The sequence below is a fragment of the Lysinibacillus sp. NPDC056185 genome (genome assembly GCF_047737915.1).
In the GTDB taxonomy this organism is placed as follows: domain Bacteria; phylum Bacillota; class Bacilli; order Bacillales_A; family Planococcaceae; genus Lysinibacillus.
The window spans coordinates 49,707-74,034 of the sequence record NZ_JBLLLQ010000013.1; the positions used below are offsets into that span (position 1 = coordinate 49,707).

The window sequence follows — 24,328 nt, forward strand, 5'->3', positions numbered from 1 at the left end:
CCGCTGCCGCTTCGCTTTCGCGCAGATAAAACATTTGTTGCTGCCGCTTCGCTTTCGCACAGATAAAACATTTGCCGCTGCCGCTTCGCTTTCGCGCAGATAAAACATTTGTTGCTGCCGCTTCGCTTTCGCACAGATAAAACATTTGCCGCTGCCGCTTCGCTTTCGCACAGAGCAGAGCTTCCTGGGGGCGTCCGATGAGCCGCTTCACTCGCGTTCCTCTATTGCTGATCCCAAAGGAGTCGCCCGGCCTCCACTCCAATCCGCTTATTTACAGGACATACGTTTTAAATAAATACTTCACTTAACTTTGGACTTTACTTTATCATATAGGTAAATGATGGTGAAAGCCATCTTGCTATACGTATTTATTAGCTGTGTTTTTTTACGATACGTTCATATTTCATTAGAAAGTATATGCTATGATAAATGTACATAGAGGAGGGGGTCACATGATTATAGTTGGATTAACTGGTTGGGGTGATCATCCTTCGCTTTATAGTGAAGTGACTGCCTCAAAGGACAAATTATTCGATTATACAGGTCATTTTTTAACGGTCGAAGTTGATACTTCTTTTTATGCCATACCTTCTCAAGAGAATGTTCGAAAGTGGTGTGAGGATACACCCGAAAATTTTAGTTTTGTTGTGAAGGCCTATCAAGGAATGACAGGTCATTTACGTGGTGACATACCGTTTGAATCGAAGAATGACATGTTTAATGCCTTTATCGAATGTGCCAATGAATTTAAACGTCATGGGAAGCTAGCAATGGTACTAGCACAATTTCCACCGTGGTTTGATTGTCAGACTAAGAATGTACAATATTTATTGTATATTAGGCAACAGCTTAAAGGCTTTGACGTAGCTATTGAGTTTCGTAATCGAACATGGTATGCGGACAATGTCGTGCAGCAAACAATGGATTTTTTACGAGAGCATCAATTCATTCATACCATTTGTGATGAACCACAGGCTGGCGTGGGTTCTGTACCATTTCATCCTACGGTTACTGCAACTAAGGCACTTGTACGTATTCATGGACGTAACATTCATGGGTGGCGTAATACTGGTAATGCCGAAAACTGGCGGAAGGTTCGCTTTTTATATGACTATAATAGTGAAGAATTGCAACAGCTTGGACAGCATTTGAAACATCTTCAATCAGAAGTACAGGATCTGTATGTATTATTTAATAATAATTCAGGGCTTCATGCTGCGAAAAATGCAAAGGAATTACAAGGGATTTTAGCGATTAGAGATGTAGGGTTAGCGCCTAAACAATTAAATATGTTTGAAGGGGAACTATAATGGAATTTTTTGTTTTAGCTATTATTGCATTATTATCTGGGGTAATTGGCTCGTTGGTTGGACTTGGTGGAGGAATTATCTTAGTCCCAGCAACGTTATACGTTGGATTAAATCTAGGGATGATTCCAGATATCACTCCTCAAAAAGTAGTTGGTTTATCGGTTGTCATGATGATTTTCACTGGACTTGCCTCTACATTAAGTTATATGAAATCTAAAACAGTTGATTATAAGAGTGGTTGGATATTTTTTATAGGAAGTATTCCTGGAACGATTCTGGGCGCATGGGTAAATAAGGGGCTAGATGTACCATCATTTAATTTGTATTTTGGTATTTTACTAATCATTTTAGCGACGATATTACTTGTACGTGATCGATTGAAACCTGTAGAATGGTTTGTAAAAAACGGTATGCAACAGGAATTCGAAGATAAAGAAGGAAATACCTTTATATATGGGTATCCCATTTGGTTTGCTATTGCATTAACATTTGGCATTGGCTTTGCCTCCGGATTATTTGGTATCGGTGGAGGTTCGATGATCGTACCTGCCATGATTATTTTATTTTTATTCCCACCACACGTTGCGGTGGCAACATCAATGTTCATGGTATTTTTATCGTCGATTGTTAATTCAGCGAGTCATATTTATTTAGGACACGTTCCATGGCTCTATACGATTCCTGTTATTCCAGGAGCTTATATTGGAGCAAAACTAGGGGCAGCATTAAATAAAAGAATTAAATCAGATACGCTTGTAGTAGCGCTTCGAGTTATTTTATTATTATTAGGAATTCGTTCTATTATCGAAGGTTTAATGTAATATTGATTTTTGATGTCTATAGGTCCGAAAAGTAAAGATGACTTTGATAGAAAGTCTTCTACAGACATAGAAGCTATTTTAAAGAAGAGGTGGCTTAATTGCTGGAAAAAATTCATATTTTTCACACGAATGATTTGCACAGTCATTTTAAGTATTGGCCACGAATGCAAACCTATGTGGAAGAAATGCGTACGAAACTTACAACCATGGGAGAAACATGTTATTTATTTGATGTCGGCGATCATTTAGATCGTTCAAATATTTATACGGAAGCAACAGTCGGTAAGGGCAATGTGAGGTTATTGAATGAAGCGGGCTACGACGTAGTGACAATTGGTAATAATGAAGGTATAACATTGTCCCATGAGGAGCTGTACCATTTGTATGATGAAGCAACTTTTGACGTAGTAGTTGCTAATGTGAATGCCTCTCAAGGATCAAATCCAACGTGGATGAAGCAGTATGTTGTATTAACAACAGCTTATGGCACAAAGGTTGCAGTCATTGCAGCAACGGCTATGTTTGAAATTTATTATAACGAATTAGACTGGGAGATAGATGAGGCACGAAGTACACTCATTCGCTTAGCACTTCAGCTTCGGGAAGAAGTAGATATAATTGTTTGTTTGTCACATTTAGGGATATCAGAGGATGAGCTTTTAGCTGAGGAATGCCCAGAAATAGATGTTATATTTGGCTCACATACACATCACGTTCTCCCTAATGGAAAGCTAATTAATGGCGTTTTATTAACAGGTGGAGGGAAATTTGGACAATATACTGGCCATCTTATGTTAGAATATAATACAAAATCTAGGAAAATTGTTGAAAAAAAGGATACGTTAATTCATAATAATGATTTGCCTGCAATTAAGAATGAACATGAAATTGTTCAATCTTTTGAAAAGGAAGGCAAACGATTACTTGATATTCCAGTATTCACTACGGAAAAATCGTACAACAAGGAATGGTTCCATTATTCACAATTATCCGATTTGTTCGCACGTGCGATTTTAGAGAAAAGTGGAGCGGATTGTGCGTTATTTAACGCGGGTATTTTTTTAGATGGTTTACCTAAGGGAACAGTGACAGCACTAGATTTGCATAGAATTTTCCCACATCCTATAAATGTATGTACGATTGAATTATCAGTTGCTGAAATGAAAGAAATTTTTCAGCAATCTAAAAATGAAGAATGGCCTTATATTGAGCTAAAAGGATTAGGGTTTAGAGGCGTTATTTTTGGGAAGATGTTAACTTATGGCTTTTCAATGAATGAAGATCGGCAATTACTTATCAATGGGAAACTAGCAGATAATGATCGAATTTATAAATTAGTAACACTAGATTTGTTTACGTTCGGTTATTTTTATCCAAGCTTTAAATATGCTAAGAAAAAATATATTCTACCAGAATTTTTACGAAACATTATGATAGATTATGGTCAAAGATTCTTTAAGTAATAGTAGATAAAATGCTTTTAGAATGGATTGGGGAAAAGGTCATGCGATTAATTTCAATCGATGTATTAAAAGAAGGAATGGTATTAGCAAGAACCATTTGGAATGAGGCGGGGCATCCTCTTCTAAAGAAAGATGTTGTCATTAATGAACGTATCATAAAAAGACTTCAACAATTAAATATGCATTATATATATATTGACGATAAAATTTCTGAGGGGATTGAGGTACAAGAAACAGTTCCAACTGTTATTCGAAACAAAGCAATTTCAACCATTAAAGATTCTTTCCAATCAATCGATGGTTTAAATCCAGTAAATGCCTCTTATGTGCTTGACCAACAATCAAAAGCAATTGTCTCAATTGTAGATGAGTTACTGTTGGCAGTTAGAGGTAATGATGAAATTTTAACAATACTAACAGATGCGTATTTATTTGATGAATATTTATATCAACATTCCTTTCAAGTCACACTTTATTCGATAGCGATTGCTAAAGAGCTTGGATACTCAGCTGAAGATTTACGATTAATTGGAATTGGTGCATTGTTACATGATATAGGGAAGCTTATGGTACCAAAAGATATTCTGACAAAGCCTGCTCGCCTTTCGTATGAGGAATTTGAAACGATGAAGCAGCATGCTCGATATGGTTTTGATTTGTTACGTAATTTACATTCCATCTCATTGATTGTTGCACATTGTGCCTTCCAACATCATGAACGGATTGATGGGAGTGGCTATCCACGGGGCTTAGTTGATTTTGAAATACATCCGTTTGCCAAAATTATTGGTGTAGCAGACGTCTTTGATGCGGTGACTACAAGTCGTGTATATCGTGAAAAAATGCTACCTTCTCAGGGCCTAGCCATTTTAGAAGCAGGTGCTGGAACTATATACGAAGCACGTATTGTGAATGCATTGAAAAGGTCTGTTGTCCATTATCCTAAAGGTGTTATTTTGAAATTATTGGATGGGCGTCGAGGTATTGTATCAAGACAAAATACATTGAATCCAGCTTTACCGTGGATTCGTATTTTTGAGGAACAAAATCAACTATTAGCAGCTACATATGAAATTAATCTAGTGGACTATCCAACCGTAATAATAGAAAGCGTTGAAGTGGACTATATTGTACCATTGAAAATCGAATAAAAATCTCCTCCTGTTCATACGTTAAGGAACAGGAGGAGATTTTTTGTTTTTCCCTCGAAAACGAATGAAATTACGATCATATAGTAATCACGGTACCTATAGAAAAAAGGGGAATCGGTTGAATCGATTAACCTTAGTAATTGTGTTTGTTATTATCGGTGTTTTTTTATTTATTTATTATTTAAATGCGAAGCTTATGCCGACCTATTTAGATTATGCTGAAATACAAACGGCTAAGATTGCATCTTCGGTTGTGAGTAAAGCGATTGATTCTCGTACATCAAGTGTTATGGATGTTAATGATATTCTTGTAGAAGTATCCCCTGGCAACCATGCTGATTTGAAGGTTAATACAGAAACGATTAATCGAGTTCGGACAGAAACGGTCAATCAAGTAAAATTGTATTTAGAGCAGGCAGAGCAAGGGGAGTTGTCGCATTTGCCAAATGTTGATGATGTTGAATATGATTATAACAAGATTAATGAAGGGAATGGGGTAGTTTTTTATATGCCGTTGAGTCAGGCGGCTAATATCCCTTTAATCGGGAATTTAGGACCTAAAATTCCGATACGCTTTCATGTCATTGGCAATGTGCATAGTGAAGTTACTTCTTCAATAGAGGAATTTGGTATAAATAGTGCGTATATGACGGTAGGGATTCATATAGAAGTAAATGTGCAAATTATTGTCCCTTTTGCTAGTAAAACTACTACAGTTACTCAGGATATTCCGGTGGCAATGGGCTTAGTAAGGGGAGCAGTTCCAGATGTTTATTCAAATGGTAGTAAAGAGACACCTTCGATTCAAGTACCTGTCTCTCCTAAAAAGTAGAAATGTTTGCCTTCTTTCGGCGAATGTCTTTTGTACCGAAAGCGTAGCGACAGGTACAGGTTTTCAAACACCCGCTGAAATAGAGGAACTCAGTCTAAGAACGCCACGTCCTGTGGCAACGACTGAGTGATCAACGTCATGTTGTTGCCGCTGACGCTTCGCTTTCGCGCAAAAACATCTGCCGCTGACGCTTCGCTTTCGCGCAGATAAAACCCTTTTGCTGCCGCTACGCTTTCGCGCAGATAAAACCCTTTTGCTGACGCTTTGCTTTCGCACAGACAAAAACACGTTGCTGCCGCTAGGTTAGCACTACGCTTTCGTGCAAAAAAGCATTTGCAGGCCTAAGCACAAAGCCGGTTCCGGACGCAATTTTGCCGAGGCAAAATTGATTATGATAGTTGTTGGAGTTCATTTATTATGTTACATTGACAACAGTAAAGATAGTAATATAAAAACTGCACATATTTGATAGGGGCGATATCCGTATGACATCTTGTAAACCTACAAGCAAAGGAAAAGAAGAATATTTAAGAAAACCAGATTGGTTAAAAATTAAATTAAACACAAATGATGAATATAAAGGGCTAAAGAAGCTCATGCGTGAAAAAAATCTGCATACAGTATGTGAGGAAGCACGCTGTCCTAATATTCATGAATGCTGGGGTGAACGACGTACAGCGACAATGATGATCCTTGGATCTGTTTGTACGCGTGCTTGCCGTTTCTGTGCTGTTAAAACAGGCTTACCAAATGAATTAGACCTAGCTGAGCCAGAACGAGTAGCAGATTCTGTAGCTATTATGAACTTGAAGCACGTTGTTATTACAATGGTAGCACGTGATGACTTAAAGGATGGCGGTGCGCAAGTATTAGCTGAAACAGTCCGTGCAATTCGTCGTAAAAGTCCGTTTACATCGATTGAAGTTTTACCGTCTGATTTAGGTGGTTTGCAAGAGAACCTTCAAATGTTAATGGATGCAAAGCCAGATATTTTGAATCATAATATTGAAACAGTGCGTCGCTTAACGCCAAGAGTACGTGCACGTGCAAAGTATGAGCGTTCATTAGATTTTCTTCGTCTGGCAAAAGAAATGCAGCCAGACATCCCTACAAAGTCATCATTAATGATCGGCTTAGGTGAAACACATGAAGAAATTTTAGAAGTTATGGACGATTTACGAGCAAACGACGTAGATATTATGACAATTGGTCAATACTTACAGCCAACGAAAAAGCATTTGCCTGTTAAAAAGTATTATTCTCCAATAGAGTTTGGTAAACTGCGTAAAATCGCAATGGAAAAAGGGTTTAAGCATTGTGAAGCAGGCCCACTTGTACGTAGTAGCTATCATGCTGATGAACAAGTTAACGAAGCAACAAAAGAACGTCAGCTACAAGCAGAACAGTAAAAACAAATGTTGAAATAGAAGGCGGTGTCACTTTGATCAATATTGAAGGATATGAATACGAGATTATTGAAGATTACAAAGAAGCTTTTCAAGAGGAAGTATTCAAGGAACGATACTCAGATATTTTAGCCAGATATGATTATATTGTGGGCGACTGGGGCTATAGTCAATTACGCTTAAAAGGCTTTTTTGACGATAAAAATCAGAAAGCCACTTTCGATACGAAGATTAGTACACTACAAGATTACTTATTTGAGTATTGTAATTTTGGCTGTGCATATTTCGTCTTGCGAAAATCCGGTAAATCTACTCAACAGCCAGAAGCTGTAGTAAATGAAGATCATGAAGTGACAAAGCTTGTTGAGAATGCACAAATAGCAGAATAAACTTTTAAAACCTGATGCAAATTTTGCATCAGGTTTTTACTTTGTTGTGATAGGTTTTTTTTCAATTTGGTAATAATAAAAGTGAATGCAAAAAATTGTTTTATTTTTGGCTTTTCACCAAAGTTGGGATGACACTGATAAAACATATTCCATTGATATAAGTTGATTGGAGTGGAGGCTGGGCGACTCCTTGGGGATCAGCGATAGAGGAACGAAGGCTAAAACCATCACATCCTGTGATAACGCCTTCGTGACCAACATCGTGTTGGCCCGAGACCCTGGAGCGAGCAGGCAGAAGAACGAAGGCTAAAACCATCACGTCCTGTGATAACGCCTTCGTGACCAACATCCTTTTGGCCCAAGCGGCTCATCGGACGCCCCCAGGAAAGCGCCCAGCCGGAACGGAAATCAACCTCACGCTATGGAGATGAACCTGTATATTTGGCTATTATACTAACCTACTTATTTTATATTAAAGGTGTGTGTTGTTTAGATGAAAAAAGCTGTATTTTTGGACCGTGATGGGGTCATCAATGAAGTACTAACGGATCGCGTTAAATTTGTCAATAAACCTAAGGATCTCTATTTCTTGCCGCATGTTTCGAAAGCTATAAAAAAATTGAATAAATACTTCGACTATATTTTTGTAGTAACCAATCAAGGTGGCGTTGGATTGGGGTTTATGAAAGAAAAGCAGCTACAAAAAATACATGAGCATATGATAAAAGAATTGAAGAAGGAAGGGGCCATTATTCACGAAGTCGTATATTGCCCCCATAAACCAAAGTCGGGCTGTGCCTGCCGTAAGCCCAATAGTAAATTAATCGTCGATCTTGGTGAAAAATATAATATAGACATGGCAAAATCCTATATGGTGGGAGATACAGATACAGATATTATAGCAGGCAAACGAGCAGGAACTAAGGGAGTATTTTTAGGTGAGAAAGATCCGCTGGCAGATGCGATTTTTCCAGATTTAATTAGTGCTGCTGATTGGATTATTAAAGATGCAACAGCCTAACGCTAGTATTGTTGAATTGGAAAGACAAAGCGTATAAATCATGTGAAAAAGGATAATTTATTTATTGGAGGTGATTAATTTGACTAAAGAAAATAAAAAATCGTTAGATCGAGAAGAATATGGTTTTGGCTTTGATATTAGTGTTGATGACTTAGGAGTAATTGGGCAAAATCAACAAGCCAAAAAACAAAACGACAATGAAAACAAAGACAAGCCTCGCAATAAGGATAATCCTGCTAAATTAAATAATGAAAAATAGGAGCACAATCCGTCGAGGCATCATTGATACTTAAGATATTTACAAAAAAATTCCGCCAACCTTCTGTTGCTCAGTGCGCAAAGTAGAACCCTATGTTCGCAGAAAAGCGGAATTTTTTTGTATTAAATTCTTAATGGCTATACAAAAAACACCCACTTTGAAGGGTGTTAATTTAATAATTCACGTAAATATTCCCGTAGCTCGACTGTATCTTCCTCTGTGCGATTGTATACGTGTTCAAGATAGCCAGGCTCTTCTACATCATCTGGACCAATTATAGCAAAGCGTCCAAATTGAATATCCATGACAAGCACTTTTCCAAAGAAACGGCCCGATTGCAAAATGGCTAAATCATAACGTAACTTATTCCCTGCAAAACTAACAAAGCGTGTTTTCGTATCTTCTACATCATCATATAAAAAAAAACGTTCCATCTTTTAATCTCCTTCCAGTCCTATAGATATGGTACTATAGAAGAGAAATGACTATCAACTTTTAAAGATTTGAATGGGGGCTTTCCTTGTGTATTTTGTAGATCGTAATAAAATCACAAAAAACTTACAGTACTTAGATGGACTATTAGCAATTTTAGAGTCAGAAGATAGCTGGCTAGAAAATGATATTAAGAAATTAGCAATCGAGCGAATTGGTCACAATGTGATGGAGTCAATGATGGATGTAGGAAATTTAATGATTGACGGTTTCATTATGCGTGATCCAGGAAGCTATGAGGATATTATTGATATTTTAATCGATGAAAAAGTCGTATCTACTGAAATGGAAGCACCATTAAAAGCAGTAGTTGGCTTACGTAAAATGCTTGTTCGTGAATTTATAGATGTAGATGTTCAGGAAGTTGTTAATGTGTTAACAACGACTTTACCAGCATTAAAGCAATTCTCTCCAGCTGTGAATAGTTATGTAACAAATGAACTCGGCCCTGTTTCAGCATTTTTACCAGAGGATCGTCAATGAAAACCTACAAGGCATATTGCTTTGATTTAGATGGTACAGTGTATCGTGGAAAGGATGGCATTCCTTCTGCGATTACTTTTATTCATCGGTTACAACAAACAGGAATCGAGCCATTTTACGTTACAAACAATTCTTCTAAGACAAGAGAGCAACTGCAGGAAGCTTTAAGCGCTATAGGTGTGAATGCACCGTTAGAGCATATTTACTCTAGTGCTTTAGTTACAGCAAAATATGTAGCCTTGAATTTCCCTGGCAAAAAAGTAGCCATGTTAGGTTCTGATGGTATTCGTAAAGCGTTATTTAATGAAGGCATTGAACCTACTGAGGATGAGCCAGAGGTATTTGTTATGGGCATTGATCGAAATCTAGATTATATGGCACTCGCGAAGGCGACAGTTGCTGTGCAAAATGGTGCGACGTTTATAGCAACGAATCAAGATATTAAATTCCCGACAGAACATGGTTTTTTACCAGGTAATGGGTCCTTTGCCCGATTAGTAGGTGAGGTTGCAGACGTTGAGCCAATCTATATTGGTAAACCATCACCTGCAATGCTTGAAGTCATTGCAACAGAGCATGGCTTTAAGAAAGATGAAATGGTGATGATTGGCGATAATTACGACACAGATATTATGTGTGGAATTCGTTTTGGCTGTGACACAATCCATGTAAATACGGGTGTTACACCAACAAAGGCTGTACTTGAGAAGGAGCAGCAACCTACCTATGTGGTAGAAGCTTTAATTGATTAGTTCAAACATAAAAAAAGGATGTTATGTCGATTTTTTTTTGGCATAACATCCTTTTTATATGTTCAAATTTAGTATTAGTAAGTGTTTCATCATTTTATGAATGAGGTATTACGCCTTCATTACCATAACGGATTTTCTTCGATAAATTGATAAATGGCTTTCGTCAACTCTTCAGGAGAATCAGCCTCAACTAGTTCACCATTGACGATTGCATAAAATGATTCAGAACATTTTGTACAGTAACTAAGGCAGCCGTATTCCAAAACGTCGATGTTCGGATCACGCTCTAGTATTTCATAAGTTTTTTGAGAGCCATTTGCCAAATTACTTATACAAAATTCAACCATTGGATTCATACATGTCACCTCACCAAAGTAATGCTACTAGCTTTTAAAACATTCGTCAATGATTTGAGTTAATCATGAGATAAAAGCAGATACTAAGTGATAAAATTGTGCGCACGCCAATGATTTAAACTATCTTTACAAAAGTGAAGAGAAGAAAACAGTATTTAAGGAAAATTCGAACAATAGCGACAATATGATGTAGAAATCGTTCGAAAAAAGCAAGTTAGTATTTATTTTGTGAAATCTTTCACAAAATTGCATTCTGATATTGTGAAACTTCTCACAATCGGTTATACTCATTTGTGGATACTTTGTGAACAATTAATATAAGAGATATAAAAGGAGACTATTATGGGAAAATTAGTACTTTTAGGTGGCGGCTACGGCAATATGCGTCTTATGCTTCGATTATTACCAAACGTTCCATTAGACACAGAAATCGTGCTAGTAGACAGAGCGCCTTTCCATAGTTTAAAAACAGAATTTTACGCATTAGCAGCAGGGACTGCAACAGATAAAGAAATTCGTGTAAGCTTCCCAGAGCATGAACGTTTATCGGCTGTATACGGAGAAGTTGTTGAAATTAATCGTACGGAAAAAGTAGTCATTCTAGAAAATGGACAACGTATTGAATATGATGATTTAGTAATTGGTCTTGGCTGTGAGGATAAATATCATGGTGTACCAGGTGCAGAGGAGTACACATATAGCATTCAGACAATGGCGAAATCACGTTCAACATTCCAAGCACTTTGTGGTTTACCAGCAGGCTCTACAGTCGGAATTGTAGGAGCTGGCTTAAGTGGTATTGAGCTTGCAAGTGAGTTGCGTGAAAGTCGATCAGATTTAAAAATAAAGCTATTCGACCGTGGTCCTCGTATTTTGAAGGACTTTCCAGAAAAGTTAAGTAAATATGTAAAAGACTGGTTTGTAAAACATGATGTCGAAGTCATTGCCAATTCAAATATTACAAAAATTGATCAAGGTAAAATTTACAATCACGAAGAAGAAATTGCACTTGATTCTGTAGTTTGGACTGCTGGTGTACAGCCTGTCAAAATTGTTCGCGATTTAGAAGTTGAGAAAGATAGACAAGGGCGTCCGCTTGTAACACAGTATTTCAATCTTCTTGATGATGAGCATGTATATGTTGTAGGTGACTGTGCTGCTTCAGAACTACCTCCAACTGCGCAGTTAGCAGAGGAGCAAGCAGAACAAATCGTCAAAGTACTTCGCATGCGTTGGAAAGGCGAAAACTTACCTGAGAAAATGCCTGATATTAAATTAAAAGGGTTCATGGGAGCTCTTGGTAAAAAACAAGGCTTTGTTTATTTAGCAGATACAACAGTAACAGGACGTATTGCACGCTTGATGAAATCAGGATTATTATGGTACTACAAACGTCAAAATGATTAATTTATTATAAAAAGGAATTGTTTCAAAATTTACTTTTGAAACAATTCCTTTTATTTCTTTTAAACGGTTTCGTCAGGAACGAAACCTAAATTTTCAAGTGCAGTAAATACAGGCTTTAATTGTACATAGCCTTCGCCCACTACTTCATCATTTATAAGGACAAGTGGATAAAAAAATTCATCTTCTTGAATGCGTGTAGCATAATCTTGATCGCGCTCATTCTCAATTGGTCCTTCAATATCGATATAGCGAATATCATATCCTTGGTTTGGGTATTTTCGATCTATGGCTGCTTGTAGCCACTCATATGTATCCTTCGAAGATGGCGCATTGACACAACTTGCGCAGATTACCGCTGTTCCGTAAATTTCAATCATTGGTTTCGTTTGATTCATTTCATTTCCACTCCTCGTGATTCTATATTGGATTTTTTCTGTTGCTAACATTATAATCATTATAAGGAAAGGAGTCGAGACAAATGGCAGAAGCAACAATTAACGATCAAGTTCAAGAGGTATTAGATAAATTACGCCCATTCTTACTACGTGACGGTGGAGACTGTGAATTAGTAGATGTAGAAGACGGCATTGTAAAATTACGTTTATTAGGTGCATGTGGTAGTTGCCCAAGTTCAACAATTACACTTAAAGCTGGTATCGAGCGCGCATTATTAGAAGAAGTACCAGGTATTATTGAAGTAGAGCAAGTATTCTAAAACGACTTAAAAAAGTTCTAGCTGATACATTCAGGCTAGAACTTTTTTTCTTAAACTTGGCGAGCATGTTCCTTTTCTTCTCGAATAATTGCCCATTGTTCCTTAGCCATATCAATGATTTTCGCTTCTCCACCAATACTTTGCTTTTCGATGACCTTTGAAAAGAAGCGTGTAGCATTTTCTAAATCACCGATACGTCGTGATAGTTCGGCAATCATATACATAATTCGTATATCTGACATTTGCGTTGAGCTGTAATCCTCAGTTGAATAAGAATCCATATAGTAATCTCGAGCCATTGTCATAAAACGTTGCTCTTGGCCTTCGTTTTTTAGTGAACGATATAGCCATGCCAGACGTAATGTAAGCCCAGCTATAGCGACAAATTTTTCTTTCTTAATCGTACCGCAAAGAAATGCTAATTTATATGCTTGTATTGCTTGGAATACAGTGCGTTCGCCCTTAAAATCATGGTGCACCCATTTCTCTGTAATTTGCGTACGGATATCATCTTGCGTACCAGGGGCAAAATATTTTGAAAAGTCTTCTGTAAATGAAAATCCGCAATGTTCACAAACAAATACATTATAATAAAGGGCATTTACACCGTCTGCATAAATAGGATGAAAATCTGTTTCTGTATGATCTACTTTAATGAATTTAGAGCGTACTTTTAATGTTGGAAATTCTTTTTTGCAATTAAGACATTGAATTTTTTTTTCGTAATAAGGTGAAATCTCCATATTTTATACCTCTTTCATCGACTTATTATAACTATTATACCAATGTGGATTTTATAAACATGGATAAAAAATACTAAAAATGTGAAAAATATTAGAATTTTTACTAAAAACCCTTTTGGAGCTGAATGTTTGTCATACAATAGTCAAAATTGATATGATAATAAGTAATAAGGAAGGTGATTGGGATGACAAGTAAGCAAGTAATTGAAGTTACTGAAGCGGCTGTCTTTCATATTAATGAAATGATGGAGCACAATGAAGAGCGAGGTTCGTTTTTACGTGTAGTTGTAAATGGTGGCGGATGCAGTGGCCTATCATACGGTATGCATTTTGATAAAGAGAAAAAAGAAGATGATTTTGAAGATATACAACATGGTTTAACAATTCTTGTTTCCCGTGAAGATGCGCCGATTTTAACGGGGACAAAAATTGACTATAAGCAATCGCTAATGGGCGGAGGCTTCACAATCGACAATCCAAATGCTATCGCATCATGTGGCTGTGGCACGTCTTTCAAAACGGCGAAACGTGAAGGTACGCCTGAGATTTGTGATTAAAAATAAACTATCTAGATGTTTGTAGATACTAAGCCTTTTTGATTTGTATGTTGGAAAACATAGCAAATTGAAGAGGCTTTTTTGTATGGTTTTCTGGAGAAGAAATAACCTAACCACAAACCCCTAGTTTTGATGGGTGATGGTCAATTCATAATAGTTCCCATGGATATAGACCAAATTATTAGAACGAATGATAGTGTAAGCCAAAATGTATTCTTCGTTGTCTTTTCATCCTTCTTAATTTTAGTTAAAATGCTGACAAGATTTAAACAAAAAATGATCCCGAGTATAGGCATGAAGTAAACGATAATAAACGCAAAAATAATCAATTTTCTACCTCCACATCATGTATGACTTCTTATTGCGGATAGAATATTCTACACCTCTCAACGTATCGAGGTGAACGATTATTCGTCTGTTCATTTCTCAATGGGTGTGAGAGTACTCTACAGAACTAAAATGACAACATTGAGATCCTTACTGTATTGATTAGTAATTTGATTTCTAAAAATAACTTATAAAATTATTTTCTCTCCAAGATTATCTAAATCTCTTTTGCAATTAAAAATAATTAGTATTTTATGTGGTGAGCCTTCTGTAATCCGACCAAAATCAACAACTTGATGAATTTCAATTACATCATTCGTATATTGCTTTTGAGAGTTCCTAACTTCATTAATCTTTTCACTAATACTATCAATAGATTCCCAACGTACAATATTAAGATCGGTCGAGATTTGATATGTTTGAATGTTCAAATTCTTTTACCTCCTTTTATGTGGAATGAATCTATGTTAACAATATATACCATTTTAGGGGGTGTTGTATAGATTTGTTATTTCTTTTGAGCCATGATGACCGAACGTGAGAGGGTTTGAATACGCTTGACCATATTTCACTGTTATAGCAGACGATATAGATGACCAGAATCAGTTCCAAATGAAACAGTAATAATGTTAGGTAATTGGTAAAAATGCTATACACAATAAAAAATGCACTTACTAAAATTAAATGAAAAGGTGTTGAGCAAACATTCGCAAATTTACCGTAACGTCAGGTGCTGTTATTTTAAATCAGCAAAATCAATTACTTTTAAAAAAAGATCCTATTAGAGGGTGGGAATTACCAGGTGGATGTGTAGAAAAAAATGAAACATTAAAAGATACAGCTATTAGAGAAGTAAAAGAGGAAACTGGAATTGAAATCGAAATTATCAAGTTTTGTGGGGTTTCACAAGAAATAAAAAATAGTGTTTGTAATATGTGGTGGTTAGGAACTCCTGTTGGCGGTGAATTACAAACGAGTTGTGAAAGTTTAGAGGTCGGTTTTTTTGATGTTGAGGAGGCTTTACTATTAATAGAAAATGAAGATTTTAAACATGAACTATTACTTTGCTTAAACTATGGAGCAGAACCTTTTTATATTTCTTTTTAAATAAGAATAAGCCACGACTATTTCTAATCGTGACCTTATTACTGCACCGATAATTCACAATTAGTGAAGTTGTGTTAATACATAATCATAAATTTCATCGGATGGTTTATTAAGAGCTATGGAAAACTCTGAAAAGATAGTATCTTGTAAAGATTGCAATAATTTTTCTTCCTGGTTAGGGAATTTTTTTTCATTGGTCTTATATTCGAGCTTTTTTCGTAACAATGTGTTTAACAGCTTGGCTTGTTTTTGGCGATTGCCAGATTTAATGATTTCTAAATGAAATCTCATTCGATGTGTATTTTGTTCAATCCATTCCACACCAGGTGATGTGAATGAATGTAAAATACTGAGGGCTTCTTCTTTTTTAATAACATCTCTAAGCTGTTTTTTGGAATTGTCAATAGGGGTACGAATGATTAATTGCGGTTCATTTAGTGGTTGTAAAACATAATAAGATTTAGTAATGTCGTTAAAGGTTTGTTCACAAATATCTTCAATAGAACAAAGTCCATGTGATGAGTAAATGACTACATCGCCAACGTTGTACATGTATATCCCCTCCAACAAACTATATTGTCAACTTAGTTGACTAAATCTATTGTAAGCAATTAAAAGGTTTTTGTCAACTTAGTTGACGACTGCTGCTGTTTTTTGTATATTAATAACGAAAAATAGGAAATGAAGGTGAACTAGTTGAAGGACGAATTGCAGAATCGAGATGTAATTGATTTGTTGAGCGAACGTCACGAACTACTTCGAAGATTTGCTGAAGAGAAGTGGAATAAGCATAACGATATTTATATTTCAAATTCGGAATGGTATATTTTGGGGATAATTTATCGAAAACAACTTACGATTTCAGATGTAGCTAAAAATGTTAAATTTTCTAGACAAGCAACCCATAAGATAATAAAGAGTTTGGAAGTTAAAGGGTTGGTGACAGTGATGAGTGTCGAACATAGTAAAAAACATAAAGCTATTCGAATGACTGAATTTGGTGAAGAGTGCTATAAAAAAAATCAATTATGTAAAGCAGAAATAGAAAAACAACTGGTCAATACAATTGGAGAAGATCAGGTCATCCGATTAAAAAATATATTAAAGCTTAATTGGGATATCGAGCAGTTGGAAGCATAAGTATTCGAAAATGTTTGGTGCACATGAATAACAAAGTTTATAACATAAAAATGTAGAGTACTATTTTACGGGTAGGCTACATTTCATAAGCCACTTTCGTTCAGCGCGAAAGTGGCCTTTTTTTAAAATCAGTTACTTTACCTTCTCGCGCTCTACGAATGTAGCGCTATTGTCATTTGCTAAATTGTAAATGGCGCTTTTTTCATCTAAGCCAAATTGTCCGTTTTCTCTAATAACAAACTTTTCGTTATTGTTCGTTTGGAAGTAATAAGTGCCTGCTGCACCTATTTCATACTCATAAATGACTTCCTTAATATCCTGCCATTCATATGTAATTTGATGATGAAATTCTTTGAAAACAATTTGTGTATTCTGTATAGCGATATAACTTAAAAGAGAAAAATAGCCTAAAATCAGACCGCTCACGATTGTTATAATCGAAATCAAATAGGTGTATTTATTTCTTTTAAATCCAAGCATGATCAACGTTAAAATAATGAACGCGATTGCTAGGAAAAGCATAGTGAAGTTGCTTGTTGGAGTAATCAGCACGATATTATCTTTACTAAAATAAAATGTTTGGGAAATGGTGAATGGCAACAAGAAAACAATGAAGGGCAATAGTAAAAGTAACACTATCGCTATAATAAAAAGTTTTGCATTAGGTGATAATTCGTTTAACATAAATCTCCTCCTTGCAATAGAGTGAATATTCCGCTCTTTATAAAGTGTAACATATTTACAAATTAGTGTATATGTGTATTTTGAGATTGTGAAGTAGCCATAAAATTCTGATTTAATACTTCTATATATGGAAAATTGGCCGTTATAATAGTGATATAGGGGTGAAGCTTATGAAAAAAGATAGAGGAAAAGTTTGGTTAGGTGTTGCAGGGGTAACAGTAAATGAGTTAGGACAATGGCTAGTTGTCAAAAAGGCATATAGCGGATTAAAGGGAAGATGGTCATTGCCGGCTGGTTTTGTCAATGCAGGCGAAACAGTAGATGAAGCTGTTGTTCGCGAATTAAAAGAAGAAACGGGTATCGATTGCTACGTATCAGGCTTAATTGGTTTTCGAACGGGTGTGATTCGTGGTGACATTAGTGATAATATGGCGATTTTTTATTGTCGGATGAAGGATGAGCAGCAGAAGATTTGTATTCAGGAAAAAGAATTATTAGAAGCGAAATGGATGTATCCAAAGGAGCTTGCAGAGGATGAAATGACATCAGTGATGTTAAAGGAAATGGCATCTAACCAATTTGAAAAGCATCAATTAGAAGGGATTGAAGGCATTAATCCAGGAGATGTCTTTGGCTATTCCTCTTATAAATTGTTCTTTAAAAAATAAAGTGACAGAGGAGGGGACCTATGATGGAGCTATTTTTGTTTATGTTAGAGCGAGTAGGGCTAATCATTGTGTTTGCCTTTTTAATGTCAAGATGGCGGCTCTTTCGGGGAGTGTTATTTCAAGATCAAGGGGTTAAGGAAAAGGTTTGGCTTATAATTATTTTTAGTGCTTTAAGTATAGTTAGCAGCTATACAGGGATAAAGATCGAAAGTGGGTCCATCAATCCTTTAAATCAAATGATACATAGCACGATTAATGCAGAAGAGGCCATTGCGAATACGAGGCTAATTGGCGTAGCGATTGCAGGTATTTTTGGTGGACCACTTGTTGGTGTTAGCGTGGGGATTATTGCAGGGATTCATCGTATTACCCTTGGCGGTTTTACAGCGGTTGCCTGTGGTGTTTCGACAATACTAGCAGGATTCATTACTGGTAGTTTAAGTAAGCAATTAAAAATACGTCAAACCTTCTCCTATAAAAAAGCTGTTATTATCGGAATTTGTGCAGAGACTTTACAAATGATTATTATTTTAATAGTGGCAAAGCCGTTTGAACAAGCTTTGCAATTAGTTTCTTTAATAGCGCTACCGATGATTTTTATGAATGCCTTTGGGATTTTGATATTTTTCATTATTATCAAAACTTTTATTGATGAAGAAGAGCGCACAAAAGCATTACAAACACACCAAGCCTTTTCTATTGCCCAACAAACAATTGAACATTTTCGTAAAGGGTTAAATGAAGAATCCTGCCGAACGGTTGCGGAAATTATTAAAAGAGAGATTGAGGTTGATGCAGTCGCGATTACGGATACAAATGGAATTTTAGCGCATGTAGGAGTAGGTGAGGACCATCATGTTATTCATCAAGAAATAATGACGGCTTTAACGAAGCGTGTATTAGTAGAGGGACGTATTATTACAGCGATGTCCGCAAAAGAAATCAATTGTCCACATGAAGATTGTCCATTAAGTGCTGCGATTGTCTTACCATTAAAAGTACAGCATAAAACGGTAGGTACTTTAAAGTTATATTTTATCAACGTTTCTACATTAACAGGGGCGAAAAAGGAGCTTGCTGAGGGCCTCAGTCGACTATTTTCATCGCAACTTGAATATGCTGAAATTGAGCAGCAAAGAAAGCTATTAAAGGATGCCGAAATTAAAGCGCTACAAGCACAGGTTCATCCTCATTTCTTTTTTAATAGTCTCAATACTATTTCAAGTTTGATCCGAACGGATGCCGATGAAGCTAGAGCATTATTGATAAAGCTTAGTACATTTTTTAGGAGTAATTTGCAGGGCGCTCGTCAAATGCTGATTCCGTTAAAAAATGAAATTGACCATGTGGAGGCGTATTTGTCGATTGAACAAACGAGGTTTCCGAACCGCTATAATGTGCAATTTCACTTAGATGAATCACTTTTTGACGTGCAAATTCCCCCATTTACCTTGCAGCCACTTGTTGAAAATGCCATTTATCATGCCTTTAAAAATCGTAAGGAAGGCAAAATTGATGTGAAGGTGCAACGAATTAATAATAAGCTATTGTTGTTAACAGAGGATAATGGCTGTGGGATGGGAGAAGAGCAGGTTAAACAGCTTGGCAAAACGATCATGCAATCCGAGCAAGGGACAGGGACAGCTTTATGGAATATTTATCAACGTATTCATGAAATTTATGGAACTGAGGCGGATTTTCATGTTTCAAGTACGCTGGACGTTGGCACAAAAATTATGATTCAGCTGCCGTTAAAAGCCACAAGATGGGAGTAGAGAAATGTTAAATGTCTATATAGTAGATGATGAACCGTTAGCAAGGGCTGAATTGCGCTATTTATTGGAGCAAACAAAGTTAGTCCAGATTATTGGAGAATCGGAGAATCTGGAGTACATACTGCAGAATCCGCAGTTTGAGCAGATTGATTGTGTGTTTTTAGATATTCAGCTAGGCGTAAATAATGGCCTTGAATTAGCAAAACAGCTGCAGCAAAGCATACTTAAACCTGAAATTATTTTTGCTACTGCTTATGATGAGTATGCATTACAGGCATTCGAAGTGAACGCCTTTGATTATATTTTGAAACCATTTGAGCAAGAGCGTGTACGAAGTGCAATTGAAAAGCTAGTGGCGAAAAGAAGAGCGACGCAGGCTAAAACGATGGAGAAATTAAAGGATTTACAATTGGACAAGCTTGATAAATTAACAGTTTATATAAATGATCGAATCTTACTTATTAATATACAAGAAATTTTATATTGTACGTCTGAAGATAGTAAGACGATTGTTGTCACTGAAAAAGGGAGATATTTTGCTTCAGAGTCGTTAGCCGTTTTGGAGAAAAAGCTCACTTTAAAAGGTTTTGTGCGTGTCCATCGGGCATTTATCGTCAATTTAGAACATATTGTAGAGCTGGAGCCTTGGAGTAGCTCTAAATACAATTTGATTTTGCATAATAGACATTCGATACCTATCAGCAGGCTTTATATGAAGGATGTGCGCAAGATTTTCCAGCTATCAAAATAACTGCATTTCAACGGTAGAAAACACCCTTTCAACTTAAAATTCTGACATTTCGGTGAATTTTACGAATAATCTTTTAATTCATTTGCTATGATGTGGAAAACGTAAAAGGAGTGATAACATGAATGCTATTACAATAGTAATAGGTTCCATTTGTGTTCTGATGATTAGCTATCGTTTGTATGGCATATTTTTCACAAAGAAGGTACTTAAGATAAAAGATGATACGCCCACCCCAGCACACGCTATGGAGGATGGTAAAGACTATGTTCCGACGAATAAATGGGTAACATTTGGGCACCATTTTGCTGCGATTGCGGCAGCTGGACCGTTAGTTGGGCCTATTTTAGCTGCACAATTTGGATATTTACCAGGGCTCCTTTGGTTGTTAATTGGTGCAGTTATCGGTGGTGCAGTACATGATGCGGTAGTGTTATTCGCTTCTATGCGCCACGGAGGAAAGTCGTTATCAGAGGTAATGAAGAAGGAATTAGGACCTGTTGCAGGATTCTGTACAGGCCTTGCAATGCTTTTCATTATTACTATTACAATGGCCGGGCTATCGATGGTTGTCCTTGGCGCGTTGGAGCGAAATCCATGGGGAACTTTTGCGGTAGGGATTACGATTCCAATAGCGATGCTTGTTGGTATTGCTTATCGTAAAACAGGAAATTTAATTGTTACGTCAACAGTTGGTTTTATTTTGTTAATGATCGGTGTATTTGTTGGACCTATGATTCAAGGAACAGCATTTGGTGATTTTTTAACGTTTGATCGTAATACTTTAGCTATTATTCTACCTATCTATGCTTTCTTTGCGGCGGCATTACCTGTATGGCTCTTATTAGCGCCGCGTGATTATTTAAGTAGTTTCATGAAAATTGGCGTATTTATTGCGTTAATCATCGGGGTCTTTTTCGTGAACCCAGTTATTCAATTTCCACCAATTACAGAGTTTATTCATGGTGGTGGTCCAGTAATTGCTGGTCCAGTATGGCCATTTGTCTCCATTACAATTGCCTGTGGGGCTATTTCTGGCTTCCATGCGTTTGTAGGCTCTGGGACAACTCCGAAAATGATTGATCGCTGGGAAGATATTCGTATCGTTGGTTTCGGTGCTATGCTCGTAGAATCTTTAGTAGGGGTAATGGCTTTAATCGCAGCAACGGCTCTTCATCCTGCAGATTATTTTGCGATTAATTCAGCCCCAGCAGTCTTTGCTACTTTAGGAATGGAGCCGGTACATTTACATGCATTAGCGGAAAGTATTGGGATGGATTTAGAAGGACGTACAGGTGGAGCTGTAACGCTAGCAGTTGGGATGACTGATATTTTCACAGGGATTCCTTGGTTTGCTGAAATGTCTTCTTACTTCTATCAATTCGTGATCATGTTTGAAGCGGTCTTTATTTTAACGGCTATTGATGCTGGGACACGTGTAGCGCGTTATTTAATTCAAGATTTTGGCGGCAATGTATACAAACCGTTGAAGCGTACAAATTGGCTTCCAGGTACAATCTTTGCAAGTGCACTTGCATGCTTTATGTGGGGCTATTTATTGTATTCAGGAGATATCAGTTCGATTTGGGTATTATTTGGCGTTTCGAATCAGTTGATGGCAACAATCGGTTTAGTATGTGGTGTAACAATAGTCTTAAAAGTTGCAGATAAGCGAATCTACGCCTTAACTTGCTTTATCCCATTAGCCTATTTATATGTCACTGTAAATGCAGCTGGCCTTTGGATGATTAAAAATGTTTATTGGAATACAGCGGCTGCTGGATACAATATGTTAAATGGTATATTGTCTGTTATTATGTTAATTTTAGGCTTAATAATTGTGATAGCTGCCTTTAAAAAATGGGCAGAGCTTTGGAAGTCACCAAAGTATTTATTATCACAAACAGCTTCATAATTAAAATCGAGAAACTATTGAAAATTAGTCGTATACTAGTTTTCAATAGTTTTTTAATTTCTTAATTATGGTTTATCATCAAAATAGCGGATGGCATTTGTTAAAATGTTTGCCATTTATAAGTTGATGGGAGTGGACTTAACGACATAATAAAGTAAAAGAATTCACACTCAGTTTTATGCATGAATCTTTTTCGCTCTTTGGTAGGTGGATGTCGATAAAATTCAAAAGTTGGGCGATAAAACGTAAAGGTGTTCCGATAAAACTCAAAAGTGGTATGTCATGTGAATCAGTTGATTTTCGTTCCGACTGGGTGACTCCTTGGGGATTAGCGTCACAGATGAGACAGCACATAGGGGAACGAAGGCTAAAACCATCATGTCCTGTGATAACGCCTTCGTACCAACACCATACTGTTGCCGCTGCCGCCTCGCTTTAGCGCAGATAAAACCTTTTTGCTGCGCTACGCTTTCGCGCAAAAAACATTTGTTGCTCGAAGCGGCTCAACGGACGCCCTCAAGCGCCAATCAACCACACGTTATGGTAACAATCCCTAAATATGACGAACAAGCGAAATCAAGGATATGTTCATTGAAAGCGTTGTAGTAATCATGTAAACTAATGAGAGGAAAACGGAGGTTATACATACATGGATGGTCCAGTTTCATTAGTACAGTTAATTATTTCAATTTTGTTATTTTTCGTCATGTTCTTTGGTATTGGATTTTTATTGAATATGCTTCTGCGAATGACATGGTTAATGGCAATAGTGTATCCAATTGTTGTTATCTTTATTATCGATGATGTAAGCTTTTTAGATTATTTTTTCAAGCCAGGTTCCGCATTTCCAGCACTTTTAGATAAGTTGCAAGCACTGCAGTTTGTAGATATTTCAATCTTATCTGGTGGCTTTGCCGGTTCAATTGTTGCGGGAATTGTCATGATTTATTTGCGTAAAAGTGGTTATCGAATGTTTTAACTTATTTCAGCAAATGTCCCCCACCTCTATAGGTGATGAGATGAATGCGGGTTTAAGTCACTTTTCAGCGGGTGTCAATACACCTGCTGATTTTTTTTTGAATGTTTCCGATAAATCTAGAAAAGTTTCCGATAAAACGTGAAAAGATTCCGATAAAATCACGAAAGATTCCGATAAAACGTGAAAAGTTTCCGATAAATCTCAAAATTATTCCGATAAATAAAAAACACAGCCTCAACATGAGGATGTGTCTGTTTTCACAAAATAAACTGGTATGTGATGATGGCGATAAAAATGCCGGTTAATGCCCCAAAAACTACCTCGCTCCGTTTATGGCCTAGCAATGTTTTTAGCTCTTCCATTTTTTCTTGCCCATCCATTTGTGGCCATTTTTTTAAATCATGTAGCAATGTTTGAAAGTCTTTACGTAGTTGATTTAATACGGCTGCATGCTGACCTGCCTGGAAGCGTACTCCACTTGCATCATACATGACGATAAATGAAAACATAGCGGCTACGGCGAAAATTGGGGAATCTAATCCTGTTTCATAGGCAATAGAGGTTGTTAGTCCTGTTACGGAAGCGGAGTGGGAGCTAGGCATTCCTCCGGTGGAAGTAAATAATCCCCAGTTAATCTTGCCTGTCATAAAAAAATGAATAGGGATTTTTACAAACTGTGCAAAGAGAACTGCAAAAAGGGCAACGAGTAAAGGGGTATTTTGAAGTAAACTCATAATCATCACAACCTTCACTTATAATTGTTTTTATTATAACATTCATTATTTTCTAAAAGCCAAATATTACGCGTTTTCTGAAACTTAGGTATAA

30 protein-coding genes are annotated in these 24,328 nt (G+C 36.7%); 21 read left to right on the forward strand and 9 right to left on the reverse strand.

The window, feature by feature from the left end; all coding sequences use genetic code 11:
• Nucleotides 1–211: hypothetical protein (locus ACMZ42_RS14010; protein WP_415731828.1), on the reverse strand; the 211-nt coding region annotated here is incomplete at its 3' end.
• Between the two features lie 241 nt (nucleotides 212–452).
• Here ACMZ42_RS14010 and ACMZ42_RS14015 point away from each other — a divergent pair.
• The 9 genes from ACMZ42_RS14015 (at nucleotide 453) to ACMZ42_RS14055 (ending at nucleotide 8,652) form a co-directional block, all read left to right on the forward strand.
• Nucleotides 453–1,310 carry a DUF72 domain-containing protein gene (locus ACMZ42_RS14015; protein ID WP_415731829.1) on the forward strand — a complete coding sequence of 286 codons (858 nt, stop codon included), beginning with the start codon at nucleotides 453–455 and terminating at the stop codon, nucleotides 1,308–1,310.
• Nucleotides 1,310–2,131, forward strand: coding sequence for a sulfite exporter TauE/SafE family protein (locus ACMZ42_RS14020; RefSeq protein WP_370078101.1), 822 nt, complete (start codon nucleotides 1,310–1,312; stop codon nucleotides 2,129–2,131). Before ACMZ42_RS14015 ends, ACMZ42_RS14020 begins: the two co-directional genes overlap by 1 nt.
• A 98-nt stretch (nucleotides 2,132–2,229) precedes the next feature.
• Nucleotides 2,230–3,594: a bifunctional metallophosphatase/5'-nucleotidase gene (locus ACMZ42_RS14025; RefSeq protein WP_370078099.1), complete on the forward strand. Its 1,365-nt coding sequence runs from the start codon at nucleotides 2,230–2,232 to the stop codon at nucleotides 3,592–3,594.
• Between the two features lie 41 nt (nucleotides 3,595–3,635).
• Nucleotides 3,636–4,745, forward strand: coding sequence for an HD-GYP domain-containing protein (locus ACMZ42_RS14030; RefSeq protein WP_402869304.1), 1,110 nt, complete (start codon nucleotides 3,636–3,638; stop codon nucleotides 4,743–4,745).
• A 64-nt stretch (nucleotides 4,746–4,809) separates the two neighbouring features.
• Nucleotides 4,810–5,577 carry a sporulation protein YunB gene (gene yunB, locus ACMZ42_RS14035; protein ID WP_402869531.1) on the forward strand — a complete coding sequence of 256 codons (768 nt, stop codon included), beginning with the start codon at nucleotides 4,810–4,812 and terminating at the stop codon, nucleotides 5,575–5,577.
• Between the two features lie 485 nt (nucleotides 5,578–6,062).
• The gene (gene lipA, locus ACMZ42_RS14040) at nucleotides 6,063–6,986 is read left to right on the forward strand and encodes a lipoyl synthase (protein ID WP_370078095.1); all 924 of its coding nucleotides are present in this window, start codon (nucleotides 6,063–6,065) and stop codon (nucleotides 6,984–6,986) included.
• A 32-nt stretch (nucleotides 6,987–7,018) separates the two neighbouring features.
• Nucleotides 7,019–7,372, forward strand: a complete 354-nt coding sequence (locus ACMZ42_RS14045; protein ID WP_370078093.1) for a YutD family protein — start codon at nucleotides 7,019–7,021, stop codon at nucleotides 7,370–7,372.
• A gap of 493 nt (nucleotides 7,373–7,865) precedes the next feature.
• Complete coding sequence (locus ACMZ42_RS14050) at nucleotides 7,866–8,393, forward strand: D-glycero-alpha-D-manno-heptose-1,7-bisphosphate 7-phosphatase (protein ID WP_402869300.1); 528 nt, start codon at nucleotides 7,866–7,868, stop codon at nucleotides 8,391–8,393.
• A 64-nt stretch (nucleotides 8,394–8,457) separates the two neighbouring features.
• A complete protein-coding gene (locus ACMZ42_RS14055) occupies nucleotides 8,458–8,652 on the forward strand; it encodes a hypothetical protein (protein WP_142510565.1) in 195 nt (64 codons plus the stop codon).
• Between the two features lie 167 nt (nucleotides 8,653–8,819).
• Here the strand turns inward: ACMZ42_RS14055 and ACMZ42_RS14060 are convergent, their stop codons facing one another.
• Nucleotides 8,820–9,086: a DUF3055 domain-containing protein gene (locus ACMZ42_RS14060; protein ID WP_068985326.1), complete on the reverse strand. Its 267-nt coding sequence runs from the start codon at nucleotides 9,084–9,086 to the stop codon at nucleotides 8,820–8,822.
• Nucleotides 9,087–9,174: 88 nt separating this feature from the next.
• Between ACMZ42_RS14060 and ACMZ42_RS14065 the strand changes: the two genes are divergently transcribed.
• Nucleotides 9,175–9,627, forward strand: a complete 453-nt coding sequence (locus ACMZ42_RS14065; RefSeq protein WP_415731830.1) for a DUF86 domain-containing protein — start codon at nucleotides 9,175–9,177, stop codon at nucleotides 9,625–9,627.
• The gene (locus tag ACMZ42_RS14070) at nucleotides 9,624–10,379 is read left to right on the forward strand and encodes a TIGR01457 family HAD-type hydrolase (RefSeq protein WP_415731831.1); all 756 of its coding nucleotides are present in this window, start codon (nucleotides 9,624–9,626) and stop codon (nucleotides 10,377–10,379) included. The genes ACMZ42_RS14065 and ACMZ42_RS14070 overlap by 4 nt, the downstream gene beginning before the upstream one ends.
• Before the next feature lie 119 nt (nucleotides 10,380–10,498).
• Here ACMZ42_RS14070 and ACMZ42_RS14075 read toward each other — a convergent pair whose 3' ends face one another.
• A complete protein-coding gene (locus tag ACMZ42_RS14075; RefSeq protein WP_285398312.1) occupies nucleotides 10,499–10,735 on the reverse strand; it encodes a YuzB family protein in 237 nt (78 codons plus the stop codon).
• A gap of 342 nt (nucleotides 10,736–11,077) precedes the next feature.
• On the opposite strand from ACMZ42_RS14075, the gene ACMZ42_RS14080 reads away from it, so the two are divergent.
• A complete protein-coding gene (locus ACMZ42_RS14080) occupies nucleotides 11,078–12,142 on the forward strand; it encodes an NAD(P)/FAD-dependent oxidoreductase (RefSeq protein WP_415731832.1) in 1,065 nt (354 codons plus the stop codon).
• Between the two features lie 59 nt (nucleotides 12,143–12,201).
• On the opposite strand, the gene ACMZ42_RS14085 is transcribed toward ACMZ42_RS14080, so the two are convergent.
• Entirely contained in the window at nucleotides 12,202–12,537 is a 336-nt protein-coding gene (locus ACMZ42_RS14085; protein ID WP_370078081.1) for a YuzD family protein, read from the reverse strand.
• Between the two features lie 83 nt (nucleotides 12,538–12,620).
• Here ACMZ42_RS14085 and ACMZ42_RS14090 point away from each other — a divergent pair, with 83 nt between their 5' ends.
• The gene (locus ACMZ42_RS14090) at nucleotides 12,621–12,857 is read left to right on the forward strand and encodes a NifU family protein (protein ID WP_010857481.1); all 237 of its coding nucleotides are present in this window, start codon (nucleotides 12,621–12,623) and stop codon (nucleotides 12,855–12,857) included.
• Between the two features lie 50 nt (nucleotides 12,858–12,907).
• Here ACMZ42_RS14090 and ACMZ42_RS14095 read toward each other — a convergent pair whose 3' ends face one another.
• The gene (locus tag ACMZ42_RS14095; RefSeq protein WP_415731833.1) at nucleotides 12,908–13,600 is read right to left on the reverse strand and encodes a DUF2225 domain-containing protein; all 693 of its coding nucleotides are present in this window, start codon (nucleotides 13,598–13,600) and stop codon (nucleotides 12,908–12,910) included.
• Between the two features lie 185 nt (nucleotides 13,601–13,785).
• Here ACMZ42_RS14095 and ACMZ42_RS14100 point away from each other — a divergent pair, with 185 nt between their 5' ends.
• Complete coding sequence (locus ACMZ42_RS14100) at nucleotides 13,786–14,157, forward strand: HesB/IscA family protein (protein WP_415731834.1); 372 nt, start codon at nucleotides 13,786–13,788, stop codon at nucleotides 14,155–14,157.
• A gap of 515 nt (nucleotides 14,158–14,672) precedes the next feature.
• Here the strand turns inward: ACMZ42_RS14100 and ACMZ42_RS14105 are convergent.
• Nucleotides 14,673–14,915, reverse strand: coding sequence for a hypothetical protein (locus ACMZ42_RS14105; protein ID WP_402869289.1), 243 nt, complete (start codon nucleotides 14,913–14,915; stop codon nucleotides 14,673–14,675).
• 274 nt (nucleotides 14,916–15,189) lie between these two features.
• Here ACMZ42_RS14105 and ACMZ42_RS14110 point away from each other — a divergent pair, with 274 nt between their 5' ends.
• Nucleotides 15,190–15,591 (forward strand): NUDIX hydrolase, encoded by a 402-nt coding sequence (locus ACMZ42_RS14110; RefSeq protein ID WP_415731870.1) that lies wholly within the window; start codon nucleotides 15,190–15,192, stop codon nucleotides 15,589–15,591.
• Nucleotides 15,592–15,651: 60 nt separating this feature from the next.
• Here the strand turns inward: ACMZ42_RS14110 and ACMZ42_RS14115 are convergent, their stop codons facing one another.
• Nucleotides 15,652–16,143 carry a CarD family transcriptional regulator gene (locus ACMZ42_RS14115; RefSeq protein ID WP_370078073.1) on the reverse strand — a complete coding sequence of 164 codons (492 nt, stop codon included), beginning with the start codon at nucleotides 16,141–16,143 and terminating at the stop codon, nucleotides 15,652–15,654.
• 144 nt (nucleotides 16,144–16,287) lie between these two features.
• Here ACMZ42_RS14115 and ACMZ42_RS14120 point away from each other — a divergent pair, with 144 nt between their 5' ends.
• Nucleotides 16,288–16,731: a MarR family winged helix-turn-helix transcriptional regulator gene (locus ACMZ42_RS14120; RefSeq protein ID WP_415731835.1), complete on the forward strand. Its 444-nt coding sequence runs from the start codon at nucleotides 16,288–16,290 to the stop codon at nucleotides 16,729–16,731.
• 132 nt (nucleotides 16,732–16,863) lie between these two features.
• On the opposite strand, the gene ACMZ42_RS14125 is transcribed toward ACMZ42_RS14120, so the two are convergent.
• A complete protein-coding gene (locus ACMZ42_RS14125; protein ID WP_402869285.1) occupies nucleotides 16,864–17,415 on the reverse strand; it encodes a hypothetical protein in 552 nt (183 codons plus the stop codon).
• Nucleotides 17,416–17,585: 170 nt separating this feature from the next.
• Between ACMZ42_RS14125 and ACMZ42_RS14130 the strand changes: the two genes are divergently transcribed.
• From ACMZ42_RS14130 to ACMZ42_RS14150, 5 genes are all read left to right on the forward strand, one after another.
• On the forward strand, nucleotides 17,586–18,083 hold the full coding sequence (locus ACMZ42_RS14130; RefSeq protein WP_370078067.1) for an NUDIX hydrolase: 498 nt from the start codon (nucleotides 17,586–17,588) through the stop codon (nucleotides 18,081–18,083).
• Nucleotides 18,084–18,106: 23 nt separating this feature from the next.
• Nucleotides 18,107–19,858: a LytS/YhcK type 5TM receptor domain-containing protein gene (locus tag ACMZ42_RS14135; RefSeq protein WP_415731871.1), complete on the forward strand. Its 1,752-nt coding sequence runs from the start codon at nucleotides 18,107–18,109 to the stop codon at nucleotides 19,856–19,858.
• Nucleotides 19,859–19,862: 4 nt separating this feature from the next.
• A complete protein-coding gene (locus ACMZ42_RS14140) occupies nucleotides 19,863–20,609 on the forward strand; it encodes a LytR/AlgR family response regulator transcription factor (protein ID WP_415731836.1) in 747 nt (248 codons plus the stop codon).
• Between the two features lie 118 nt (nucleotides 20,610–20,727).
• Nucleotides 20,728–22,521, forward strand: a complete 1,794-nt coding sequence (locus ACMZ42_RS14145) for a carbon starvation protein A (RefSeq protein ID WP_370078063.1) — start codon at nucleotides 20,728–20,730, stop codon at nucleotides 22,519–22,521.
• Between the two features lie 649 nt (nucleotides 22,522–23,170).
• A complete protein-coding gene (locus ACMZ42_RS14150; RefSeq protein WP_370078061.1) occupies nucleotides 23,171–23,500 on the forward strand; it encodes a YuiB family protein in 330 nt (109 codons plus the stop codon).
• Nucleotides 23,501–23,757: 257 nt separating this feature from the next.
• Here ACMZ42_RS14150 and ACMZ42_RS14155 read toward each other — a convergent pair whose 3' ends face one another.
• Nucleotides 23,758–24,240: a divergent PAP2 family protein gene (locus ACMZ42_RS14155; protein ID WP_370078059.1), complete on the reverse strand. Its 483-nt coding sequence runs from the start codon at nucleotides 24,238–24,240 to the stop codon at nucleotides 23,758–23,760.
• Nucleotides 24,241–24,328 lie beyond the last annotated feature (88 nt).